This is a genomic window from Terribacillus halophilus (assembly GCF_900162685.1).
GTDB classification, from domain to species: Bacteria; Bacillota; Bacilli; order Bacillales; family Amphibacillaceae; genus Terribacillus; species Terribacillus halophilus_A.
On record NZ_LT727828.1, the window covers coordinates 1705498 to 1717265 of the forward strand.

General features: G+C 44.5%; 13 protein-coding genes. 12 read left to right on the forward strand and 1 reads right to left on the reverse strand.

Annotated elements, in window-relative coordinates; translation table 11 throughout:
- Positions 1-65 precede the first annotated feature (65 nt).
- Entirely contained in the window at positions 66-938 is an 873-nt protein-coding gene (locus B1K52_RS13270; RefSeq protein ID WP_077309009.1) for a YitT family protein, read from the reverse strand.
- A 145-nt stretch (positions 939-1083) separates the two neighbouring features.
- Here B1K52_RS13270 and B1K52_RS13275 point away from each other — a divergent pair, with 145 nt between their 5' ends.
- The 12 genes from B1K52_RS13275 to B1K52_RS13330 all read left to right on the forward strand — a co-directional run bounded on the left by B1K52_RS13275 (position 1084) and on the right by B1K52_RS13330 (position 11733).
- On the forward strand, positions 1084-1431 hold the full coding sequence (locus B1K52_RS13275) for a nucleotide pyrophosphohydrolase (RefSeq protein ID WP_077309011.1): 348 nt from the start codon (positions 1084-1086) through the stop codon (positions 1429-1431).
- The gene (dapB, locus tag B1K52_RS13280) at positions 1428-2234 is read left to right on the forward strand and encodes a 4-hydroxy-tetrahydrodipicolinate reductase (RefSeq protein WP_077309013.1); all 807 of its coding nucleotides are present in this window, start codon (positions 1428-1430) and stop codon (positions 2232-2234) included. The genes B1K52_RS13275 and dapB overlap by 4 nt, the downstream gene beginning before the upstream one ends.
- Before the next feature lie 10 nt (positions 2235-2244).
- Entirely contained in the window at positions 2245-2658 is a 414-nt protein-coding gene (mgsA, locus tag B1K52_RS13285) for a methylglyoxal synthase (RefSeq protein WP_077309015.1), read from the forward strand.
- Entirely contained in the window at positions 2655-3782 is a 1128-nt protein-coding gene (bshA, locus tag B1K52_RS13290; protein WP_077309017.1) for an N-acetyl-alpha-D-glucosaminyl L-malate synthase BshA, read from the forward strand. Before mgsA ends, bshA begins: the two co-directional genes overlap by 4 nt.
- Positions 3779-4948: a CCA tRNA nucleotidyltransferase gene (locus B1K52_RS13295; protein WP_077309019.1), complete on the forward strand. Its 1170-nt coding sequence runs from the start codon at positions 3779-3781 to the stop codon at positions 4946-4948. The genes bshA and B1K52_RS13295 overlap by 4 nt, the downstream gene beginning before the upstream one ends.
- Positions 4932-5912 carry a biotin--[acetyl-CoA-carboxylase] ligase gene (locus B1K52_RS13300; RefSeq protein ID WP_077309021.1) on the forward strand — a complete coding sequence of 327 codons (981 nt, stop codon included), beginning with the start codon at positions 4932-4934 and terminating at the stop codon, positions 5910-5912. The genes B1K52_RS13295 and B1K52_RS13300 overlap by 17 nt, the downstream gene beginning before the upstream one ends.
- A gap of 4 nt (positions 5913-5916) precedes the next feature.
- Positions 5917-6747, forward strand: a complete 831-nt coding sequence (panB, locus tag B1K52_RS13305; protein WP_077309023.1) for a 3-methyl-2-oxobutanoate hydroxymethyltransferase — start codon at positions 5917-5919, stop codon at positions 6745-6747.
- A 3-nt stretch (positions 6748-6750) separates the two neighbouring features.
- The gene (gene panC, locus B1K52_RS13310) at positions 6751-7620 is read left to right on the forward strand and encodes a pantoate--beta-alanine ligase (protein WP_077309025.1); all 870 of its coding nucleotides are present in this window, start codon (positions 6751-6753) and stop codon (positions 7618-7620) included.
- Positions 7621-7636: 16 nt separating this feature from the next.
- A complete protein-coding gene (gene panD, locus B1K52_RS13315) occupies positions 7637-8023 on the forward strand; it encodes an aspartate 1-decarboxylase (protein ID WP_077309027.1) in 387 nt (128 codons plus the stop codon).
- A 77-nt stretch (positions 8024-8100) separates the two neighbouring features.
- Positions 8101-10866: an ATP-dependent DNA helicase DinG gene (dinG, locus tag B1K52_RS13320; RefSeq protein ID WP_077309029.1), complete on the forward strand. Its 2766-nt coding sequence runs from the start codon at positions 8101-8103 to the stop codon at positions 10864-10866.
- Positions 10867-11063: 197 nt separating this feature from the next.
- The gene (locus B1K52_RS13325) at positions 11064-11237 is read left to right on the forward strand and encodes a YpmA family protein (protein WP_077309031.1); all 174 of its coding nucleotides are present in this window, start codon (positions 11064-11066) and stop codon (positions 11235-11237) included.
- Positions 11203-11733, forward strand: a complete 531-nt coding sequence (locus B1K52_RS13330) for a cell wall elongation regulator TseB-like domain-containing protein (protein ID WP_077309033.1) — start codon at positions 11203-11205, stop codon at positions 11731-11733. The genes B1K52_RS13325 and B1K52_RS13330 overlap by 35 nt, the downstream gene beginning before the upstream one ends.
- Positions 11734-11768 lie beyond the last annotated feature (35 nt).

Genomic DNA, 11768 nt, shown 5'->3' on the forward strand with positions numbered 1-11768 from the left:
TTATCACCCCATTCTTTTAGTCTACTCTACTTTACCAATTCACCGAGCAAGATGCACCTGTGAGCTTAATCCGTTTGATATGGATTTTTTTCTGCATCAAGGGTGAATCCTTCTCCCATAACATCGTGCACTTCGCTTAAAGCGACGAAAGCATGCGGATCAACCGATGTAATGATTGCTTTCAGTCGGACAATTTCGTTTCTGGCAACGACGCAGTACAAGACATCCCGTTTTTCGCCTGTGAAACTGCCGCGGCCATCAAGTACTGTTACGCCTCTGTCCATTTGCTTAAGGATCTGATTGGCGATATCGGCACTTTTATTGGAAATGATAGTAGCTCCCCTCGCAGAGTAGGCACCTTCTTGAATAAAGTCAATTACACGTGCGCCGACAAATACGGCAACAAGCGTATACATGCCGCGAATCAAATCAAGATAAGTAAGGACCGAAGTGACGATTACGACAGCATCGAACATAAACATCGTACGTCCCATTGTCCAGCCGACATATTTATTTGCTAGGCGAGCGATAATATCAACACCGCCAGTTGTGCCTCCAAACCGAAAAATAATGCCGAGTCCGACGCCAATAAATACACCCGCTAAAAGCGATGCAATCAAGAGGTCATTTCCTAAGTCAATATGGAAGGAATACGTCTGAAACAATCGTAGAAACACAGATACAGCAACTGTTCCGATAATGGTATATGCGAATGTTGTGCGGCCAAGGAACTTCCAGCCGATCAGAAACAGCGGAATATTCAGCACTAAATTCGTAATAGCTGGATCCCAGTCGAATTCGAAAAGCAAAATAAGTGTGATACCGGTGAATCCGCCTTCTCCAAGCTTGTTGGCAATATTAAAATGCACAATACCGAATGAAAAGATAGCCGCGCCAAGCAGGATGAACAAGATGTTCTTCAAACGCAGTTTAAACATAACTTACCTCCTAAAAGTGACAATTCCTTCTATATTATAGACAACTATGGCGAACGCTACAAATTTATCCTGCAGGTAAAAACATTTGTCAAAGATGACTCATTTAAGCTAACATGGTAATGATATAGCGAAAGGAAGATCGCGCATGAGTTCAACATATACAACAGAGGAAATACAAGCACGTGTTGACGCTTATATTTCCCAATTTAAAGAAGGTTATTTTTCTCCGCTCAGCATGCTTGCCCGAATGACCGAAGAGGTAGGGGAGCTGGCTCGAGAAGTAAATCATACATATGGCGAAAAGCCGAAGAAAAAAAGTGAAGCAGCTAACACTGTAACAGATGAACTCGGAGATATCATCTTTGTGCTGACATGCTTTGCTAACTCCTTGGACATTGACCTATCTGAAGCATTTGAGAAGTCAATGTCAAAATTCGAAACAAGAGATAAAGACAGATGGACGAAGAAGACACAGGAGGATGAGTTAGAATGACACAAGAGACCATTAAGATTATCGTAGCAGGACCTAGAGGGCGAATGGGATCAGAAGCGCTGCAGCTGATAGCGCGCACAGAACACTTTGAATTAGCTGGAGCGATTGATCGCAAACACGAGGGTGAACGTATCAAAGATATCGAAGGACTTACATCCAGCGACGCGGTCATCTATACAGACGCTGCTCGCTGTTTTGCAGAAGTGGAAGCGGATGTGCTAATTGATTTGACCGTACCGGAAACAGGCTATACACATACAAAGCTTGCAATTGAACATGGTGTGCGACCGGTGGTAGGTACGTCCGGCTTCACAGATGTACAGCTGGAAGAACTGCACACACTGAGCGAGGAGAAAGGTGTTGGAGCCATTATTGCGCCCAACTTCGCTATTGGTGCAGTGCTTATGATGCAATTTGCCAAACAAGCGGCAAAATATTTCCCGACAGTAGAGATTATCGAGAAGCATCATGATCAGAAGCTGGATGCACCGAGCGGTACAGCTGTTAAGACGGCGCAGTTAATCCAGGAAGTACGGGAGCCTGTTAAACAAGGGCATCCTGATGAGAAAGAAACACACGCAGGAGCTCGCGGTGCAGATTTCGATGGCATGCGCATCCACAGTGTACGTCTGCCAGGCCTTGTGGCGCATCAGGAGGTGCTTTTCGGTGCACCGGGAGAGCAGTTTACGGTCAAACATGATTCCTTTAACCGCACATCGTTCATGTCTGGTGTGCAACTTGCTGTAGAACGTGTTATGAAAATGGATGTGTTAGCATACGGTTTGGAAAATATATTGGATTGAGGTGTCGACATTGCATATTGCATTAATTGCCCATGATAAGAAGAAACCAGAGATGGTCCGTTTTGCTGTTGCATACCAAGAAATGCTAAAAAAACATACACTTTATGCAACAGGAACAACAGGAACACGTATCAAGGAAGCAACTGGTCTGCCAGTGGAGCTGTTTCAATCAGGTCCAATAGGAGGAGATCAGCAAATCGGTGCCCGCATTGCAACGAATGAAATGGATCTTGTTATTTTCTTCCGTGATCCGCTGACAGCTCAGCCGCATGAACCAGATGTGAGTGCCCTTATGCGTTTGTGTGATGTACATCGTATTCCGCTTGCAACCAATCTGGCGGCTGCTGAGATCTTTATCCGCGGCTTGGACAGAGGCGATTTTGATTGGCGTGAAATCATCCGGGATCGCGAGCCTGATCTATGAAAAAACTAAAAATAGGTATTACCTGTTATCCAACACTTGGGGGCTCCGGCGTTATTGCGACGGAGCTCGGTAAAAAACTTGCCAAGAAAGGGCATGACATACATTTTATTACGTCAAGTGTCCCTTTTCGGCTTGACACATTGCTGCCTAATGTTTTCTTTCACGAGGTAGAGATGAGTCATTATCCTGTATTTCAATATCCGCCTTATGATTTAGTGCTGGCCAATAAAATGGCTGAAGTCATTGATGAAGAAGAACTTGATGTTTTGCATGTTCACTATGCTGTACCGCACGCAATTTGCGCTATTTTGGCAAAAGCGATTGCCAAGCGTGATGTGAAGATTGTGACGACGCTGCATGGCACGGATATTACTGTGCTTGGTATTGATAATGGACTTCGCAAAATGATTGTTCATGCAATTGAAGAGAGCGATAAAGTGACTGCGGTTTCCGAGAGCCTTGTTAAGCAAACAAGAGAGATGCTTGATGTGACAAGTCCAATTGACGTTGTCTATAATTTTATCGATGAAGCGATTTATCATCCAACCGACGTGAAGAAGATTAGGAAACAGTTTGGAATCGAGGATCATGAAAAGGTGCTCGTACATATAAGCAATTTCCGGAAGGTGAAGCGTGTACAGGATGTTGTACAGGTTTTTTCGTATGTGCAGGAAAAACTGCCTAGTAAGTTGCTGCTGATAGGAGATGGACCGGAATACTCCGATATACTTCGCGATGTACAGGAGCGAGGATTAGAGGAGAATGTTCTTTTCCTTGGTAAACAAAACAACGTAGCTGCACTTCTAAATATGGCTGATTTAATGGTGCTGCCATCTGAAAAAGAAAGCTTTGGACTTGTCTTATTAGAAGCAATGGCATGCGGAGTACCATGTATAGCCTCGGATGTAGGCGGTATACCGGAAGTTATTCAGCATAAGAAGAATGGCTTTGTAACAAAACTTGGGGATGTGAACCAAATGGCTGCTTATGCATTGGATTTACTGACCGATGAGAAGAAGTGGAAAAACTACTCCGAAGCAGCAATACATCACGCAGAAGAAGCTTTTCACTCGGACCATATTGTTGCACAATACGAAGCTATTTATGAAGAGGTATTACAATGAAGATATTTGAAAAAGCGTTTCGAGTAATGAACGAACTCGAGCTGCATGGCTATGAATCCTATCTGGTCGGCGGCGCTGTACGAGATTACTTGATCGGCAAGTCTGTCGGGGATCTGGATATTGCAACTTCTGCTAAACCGGAACAAGTCATGAAAGTTTTTGATAAAGTTATTCCAGTCGGCATTGAGCATGGAACGGTTTTAGTTCGTTTTGAAAAAGAAAGCTTTGAAATCACGACATTCCGAACAGAAGGGACCTATTCGGATTACCGCCACCCAGATCGTGTGGAGTTCGTAACGGATATCACGGCTGACTTAGCGCGGCGCGATTATACAGTTAATGCGATTGCAATGGACAGAAATGGCCGGATAGTAGATCCATTTTCAGGCAGAGAAGCAATCGGTAAACAGCAGCTTATTACAGTTGGTAATGCATATGATCGCTTTGAAGAAGACCCGCTGCGTATGATGCGAGGAGTTCGATTCGTTTCCCAACTTGGCTACGAGTTAGATCAGGAAGCCCGCGAAGTGATGGAAAGCAGACGTTCGTGGCTGAACCGGATTGCTATTGAACGTATCGCAATCGAACTTGAGAAATTGTGCCGTGGCGACTATGTAAAGACAGCTGTTCGTTTACTTTTGCAAGCAAAGCTGTGGGAAGCGCTGCCGGTCTTTAACGATCATCCTGCTCTGATTGAAAAGCTGGAGCAGCGTATGCAGCCGCTCGGCGGACTAAGTGAATGGATAGCACTCTGCGCCATTTACAGCGGCATTTCTGTACAAGACTGGGTGAAACATTGGAAACTGTCCAATAGCGTCAAACAAGAGGCGCAAGCATTGTCTCACATGCTGCAAAGCGATTTGACGGCTTGGACAGTTTACCAGCTGCCGCCCCATTTAGATGCAGGATATTGCCGATTGGCAGGAATTTATAAGGAAAAAGACGTGCAAGACGATGTTGCGCGTATAAGAGCGAAACTGCCGATTCATCAGAGTGCTGACTTGGCTGTTTCAGGCGGAGATCTTGTCAGCTGGTTTCCAGACAGAAAAAAAGGCAGCTGGATTCGTGAATTAGTCCAAGCTGCTGAAAAAGCAGTTGTGGAAAGCCGGATTCCAAATGATAAAGAACGGCTGAAGGAGTGGATGCTTCATGGATACAACGCGTAACCGGCTGATTAGAGTGCTGCAGGAGCATGAAGGTGTATATGTATCAGGACAATATTTGTCCGAACAGCTTGGTATCTCCAGAGCTGCTATCTGGAAGCATATGAAAGCATTAGAGGCAGATGGCTACGAGATTGATGCTGTTCCGCGCAAAGGCTATCAAGTGCGGCAGTCGCCTGACAAATTAAGCAAAAATACGCTTAACTGGCAGCTTGATACTTCTTGGATTGGGCGGAAGATTATCTTTGAAACAGAACTTGATTCCACCCAGGTATTGGCCAAAGCGCTGGCTGACCAAGGAGCTGCACACGGAACAGTGGTTCTTGCTGATAAACAGACGAGCGGAAAGGGAACAAAGGGAAGAAGCTGGCATTCACCGGCTGGGACTGGTATTTGGATGAGTTTAATTATCCGTCCGGATTTCGGACCGCGAGAAGCAGCACAGTTAACGTTAGCGGCAGCGGTAGCTTTAACAAGAGCTTTTCGCAAGGAAGGGATAGAAGCAGGCATTAAGTGGCCAAATGATATCTATCTAAACGAAAAGAAACTAGCTGGAATATTGACAGAGATGCAAGCAGAACAGGATTATATACATCATATCGTGCTGGGTATCGGAATTAATGTCAACCAGACAGAATCAGACCTGCCCCCCGATATTCGGGACAAAGCAACCTCCATACATATAGAGACGCAGAAAGAATGGAAACGCCAAGAGCTTATTCATCTTATTTGGAAAGAACTTGAGAGCGTCTATGCGCTTTACACAACAGCTGGTTTTGCAAGTATTCGGGAAGAATGGATGCAGCTTGCTTCCCGTCTTGGCCGGAGAGTAAGAGTGACGACTCCTACAGCTGTTTTTGAGGCGTTATTTCAAGGAATTGGTGAAGAAGGTGAGCTGATCCTGGAAAAATCAGATGGGTTGACTCAGCGTATTTACTCTGCAGAATTAGAATGGATAGAGGAGTGAAGCAATGAAAACGAGACTTGATTTTCAAAAGATGAAAGAAACCAATGAGAAAATCACCATGGTCACTGCGTATGATTATCCGACCGCCAAGTTAGCACAACAAGCAGGAATTGACATGCTGCTTGTAGGTGATTCTTTAGGAATGGTTGTACTGGGTTATGAATCAACCATTCCTGTAACTGTAGAAGATATGATTCATCATGGCAAAGCGGTAACCCGGGGCGGCAAGGATACGTTTGTAGTCGTAGATATGCCATTTATGAGCTATCATGTATCTGTAGAAGAAACGGTACCGCAAGCACGACGGATATTCCAAGAAACAGGAGCGCAGGCGCTGAAACTCGAAGGAGCCGACCAAGTAATTCTGAATAATATCAAGGCGCTCAGCGTCGGAGGTATACCAGTAGTTGGTCATCTTGGTTTAACACCGCAGTCCGTCCATATAATTGGCGGGTATAAGGTGCAAGGCAAGAGTGAACAAACAGCCAAACAATTACTGGAAGATGCCAGAAAGGTAGAAGCGTATGGGGCGATGGCTGTTGTATTAGAGTGTGTTCCAAAACAGCTTGCTGCGCGAATTGCAAAAGAGTTAACGATTCCAGTTATTGGTATTGGGGCTGGAGCAGAAGTCGATGGGCAAGTACTCGTTTTCCATGATATAAGCCGTTTTGGCGTTGAGCGTCTCCCTAAATTTGCAGTCAGCTATGCAGACTTAAACGAAACAGTTACAAATGTGTTTACAACGTATCGGGAAAATGTAATAAATGGCGTTTTTCCGAATGAGGACCAAAGCTTTACAATGGATGAGGCGGCGCTGCCTAAAATAGGAGATTGAGTTATGAAAATCATTACAAATCTTAAAGACTTGCAGCAGGAAAGACAGACCTTGGCAAAGACAGCAAAATCAGTCGGCTACGTAGCGACTATGGGGTATCTGCATGAAGGTCATCAAGCGTTAATGAAACGTTCGAAAGCAGAAAATGATGTTACCGTGTTAAGTATCTTTGTAAATCCGCTGCAATTCGGTGCAGGAGAAGATTTTGAAACGTATCCGAGAGATATGGCGCGTGATCAGCAGATTGCTGCGCAGGAAGGTATTGATATTGTTTTTATGCCGGATGCATCCGCTATGTATCCAGGTAACAGTGCAATCAAACTGCACGTAACGGATCGTGCAGATGTCCTATGCGGCAAATCTCGTCCAGGACATTTTGATGGTGTTGTAACGGTCTTAGCAAAATTATTTCACCTGATTCAGCCTGACCGGGCCTATTTTGGGTTGAAAGATGCACAGCAAGTCGCTGTTGTTCAAGCATTAGTACAGGATCTTAATTTTCCGCTGGAAGTTGTTCCGGTCGCGACCGTACGAGAAGCTGACGGACTAGCCAAAAGCAGTCGTAATGTTTATTTATCAGAGCAAGAAAGACAAGAGGCTCCAGTCATTCAGCAGGCACTGCAGCAAGCCAAAAAGCTGATTGCTGATGGTGAAAACGAAGTGGAAAATGTGATAACGCACGTAAAAGAATTTATTATCAGCAAAACAAGTGGTAGAATAGACTACGTTGAAATTTTGTCATATCCGGCGCTAAAGCCTGTTGACGATATAAGCGAGCGCATTATCATTGCAGCTGCAGTCTTTTTTGAGAAGGCCAGATTGATTGATAATCTTGTTTTGGAAGCAGACGGTTCTATGATGGACCGTTTCTAATATAGGGGGCTAGTATATGTTCCGCACGATGATGAAAGCTAAAATTCATCGCGCCCGTGTGACGGAAGCGAACTTGCATTATGTCGGAAGTATAACAATTGATACACATATATTGGAGAAGGTAGGTATCCTTCCACATGAAAAAGTACAGATCGTGAATAATAACAATGGCGCCCGCCTTGAGACGTATGTTATTCCAGGCGAATCTGGCAGCGGTGTTATTTGTTTAAACGGTGCTGCTGCGCGGCTGGTACAAAAAGATGATGTGGTAATTATCGTTTCCTATGCGATGCTTTCAGATGATGAGCTCATTCATTTTAAGCCGAAAATTGCGCTGATGAATGAAGATAATACAATTCAAGAGATCATCGAGGAAGAACCGCCGCTTACTGTCATGATATAAGGACAGAAATAGGTAGTTTATCGGACTCTTATCCAGGATAAGAGTCTTTCTTTTCTAAGCAGTATGGAGGGTGGAACATGGAAAAATTTGTAGTGGTGGATCTAGAAACAACCGGACACGCGCCGTCGAATGGCGATAAAATTATAGAGGTAGGGATTGTCGTTATCCAAGGACGTGTAGTCACAGATCAGTTTCAGACAATGCTGGATCCCGGCATGCCGATTCCACCTTTCATTTCGCAGCTGACAGGCATATCTGATGAGGATGTGACAGGAGCACCACGCTTTGAGGAAGTTGCGGAAGAAATAGCGGCATTTTTTCAAGATAGTTATGTAGTAGCGCATAATGCAAATTTCGATTTGCGCTTTTTGAATAGTTCATTGGAAGCATCGGGCTTAGCGCCCATTTCATGCCCGGTACTTGATACGGTTGAGCTCGCACGGATTATGCTGCCGACCGCACCAAGCTATAAGCTGAGCGTACTTAGTGAATACCTATCCTTTGAGCATGATCAGCCGCATCGGGCGCTGTCGGATACGCTAGTGACAGCTGAACTTCTGCTGTCATTGCTCGAGAAAATGGACAAGCTTCCTTATGAAACTATTGCGCATCTTCTCACACTAGAACGCGCACTTAAAAGTGATCTAAGGGCGTTGCTTGATGCTAGGCTGGAGGACCTTGCTTTTGAAGCCGAACAAGACAGTGGTTTGGAAGTGTACCGTGGTTTGGCGATCCGCAGACTCCCGGAAAACGAACGTACAAATTCAGTTATTGCACAGTCTTTCGGTGAACTAGCCGATCAGGTATATCGGAAAGATGGCTTATTATCGGAAGGTATGCGGAGCTATGAGCCAAGGGGCAGTCAGCAGGAAATGAGTGAGCAGATTTATGATGTTTTTCATTCCAGCAGACATGCATTGCTCGAGGCAGAGACTGGAACAGGAAAATCACTTGCTTATTTGCTGCCGGCAGTGTTCACAGCGGTCAAGGAAAAGAGCCGAGTGGTAATTAGTACGCATTTGACACAGCTGCAGGCACAATTGATGGAAAAAGAGATTCCGCTTCTCCAGCGTTTGCTGCCTTTTTCCTTTAAAGCAGCACTGTTGAAAGGAAAACAGCATTATCTTAGTCTCAGCAGATTCGAATCGGAGCTGCAGCAGAAAGCTAATGACAATTATGATATCACGTTAACGAAAGCAATCTTGCTCGTATGGCTGACCATTACAGAAACTGGGGATATTGATGAGGTAAACCTGCCTTCCAGCGGCAAACGCTTCTTTTTGCATATGTCCGCTGATTCAGAGGATACACAAGATCCTTTTTCGCCATGGTTTTCTCGTTCGTTTTACCAACGGGCCAAAAAAGCGGCTTGGCAAGCTGATATTATTGTGACAAACCATGCATTACTTTGCAGTGATATGCAGGAAGAATACCAGCTTCTGCCTTCATATGAGCGAGCTATCATTGATGAGGCGCATCATTTTGAAGCAACAGCTGCCAAGCATTTTGGGTTGGCGCTTGATTACGTATCTATCCATCATATGCTTTCCCACGCTAATAAGGTTTATGACAAAGCAACAGAGCAGCTACCGCATCCGCAAGCTGAAATGCTAATATGGCAAAGCTTATGGGAACAAACAAAAATCGAAGCTGATGATATGTTTCGCTATATTCATGAATTCGTTCTATCTCAGCATCGTAATAAGTTGGGAACGAACGACATCGGACGGATGCAGCTGCGGCTGGAAGAAGTGCGTAACACGAAGGCGTTGCAAGTAATAGCGGAGATGGGCGGCAGGCTGTTATTCGGTATCAGAGATTGTATCCATCATTTGCTGCAGCTAGTGAAAACAGCGGAAAAGCAAGCTGATAAAAAGATGGCTGATTCGCTGCAAAATGCAGTCAATCAACTGCAGTCAATCATTGATTCGATTGAACGTATGTTCCTTGTAACCGATGATGAAGAGGTTAAATGGATTGAAGTTGATGTGTATGGTGCACGCAATTCCGTTTACTTGTATAGTGAGCCGCTTGCTATTGCAGACATGCTGTTCGAGCGCTTCTTTTCGGAAAAGAAAAGCATTGTGCTGACAAGTGCCACATTGACGATGAAACAGTCATTTGAATTTATTCAATTGCAATTAGGGTTAGATGAACAGACCGTCACGAAGCGATTTGATTCGCCGTATTCCTATCAAGAACAAGTGCAGCTGCTCGTTCCGAACGATTTTCCAGATGTTCGAGGGAAAGATAACTATCCGTTTATTTACGCAGTATGCGAAGCCATTCTTAGTCTTGCTGCTGTGACTGATGGACGGATGCTCGTGCTGTTCACTTCCTATGACATGTTGAAAAAAGCGCATGGTTTGGTGAAGGAATTGACAGATGATCAGGATTATATGTTAATTGCACAAGGAATCACGAGCGGAAGCCGTGACAGATTGAAGAAGAATTTCCAAAGCAATAAGAAATCGATTCTCTTTGGTACGAGCTCTTTCTGGGAAGGAGTAGATATTCCTGGAGAGGACTTAAGCTGTCTTGTCATCGTTCGGCTGCCTTTTCAGCCGCCTGATCATCCGATTTACGAAGCGAAAGCGGCCAAGCTGAAAGCGGAGGGTAAGAATGCCTTTATGGAACTTGCACTGCCAAATGCTGTTATTCGGTTTAAACAAGGATTTGGCCGGCTTATTCGTTCTTCCAGTGACAGAGGTATCGTTTTTGTTTGCGATGATCGAATGATAAAGGCAAGATACGGCAATTATTTCACAGCATCAATCCCGGAAGTACCGACGCATTACCAAAGTACAGCAGAACTTTTAGAGCTTGCAGAGCACTGGTTATAAAAAAAGTGCGCCACTAGGACGCACAACTGCTGGGTGAAGGAAGATTTTTGTTGAAAAAACTTTGAACTCGTCTTAGAATTACACCAGTACAACTGGTATAATAAGAATGGATTGCTTCTCAACATGTATTAGTTTGTTGCAGAAAGCTGTCTCTATGAGTAACAAATCATGTAAATGGATTGCTCGGAGGTTGCAGGATGGAAAATAATAAAATGGAGACATTGTCCACCGTTCGTGTACAATACAGCAGTGACTTGTACAAGCTGGTCGATTCCCTGAATCGTACACTGAAAGAAAAGGACTTGATGTTCGGACTAGCATTGGATGAGGAAGATCATGATAAGGCGATATTCACGATTTACCAGACCTAAGTGGGCTAAAATCACTATTCTCGCTGTTTCAGCTGTACTGCTGCTTTTACTTGGCTGTGGCATTTATGTCTACTATACAGCGCAGGACAAGCGTACAGCAGGCTTTGAATCCTCAGAGAACTTTGTTGCAGAACATACCGATCTCGAAAATGCAGACGAAGTGACACGCTTTAATGGCGAGCACGTATACCATGTTGTCACGGGCAAACAAGCTGACGGACAGGAAGCCATCGCTTACAGAATAAAAGGCGAGAAAGACCCGAAAAAAATCATTTATACGACAGAAACTGCTGATGAACAGCAGGCAGAAGACAGCTGGCAGTCTGCATGCGGCAATAACTGTGAACTGGATGATATCCGACTTGGACTGTATGAGGATGAACCAGCATGGGAGATAACGTTCCGCGACGGTGATGACCGTTTGGGCTACAGCTACTACACACTTGATGGTTTGGAGCAGTTGGAAAGTTTTGCTCTATCCAGCCAATATAAATAAGACAACTACATATGTAGACAGACATTGGAGGTTTT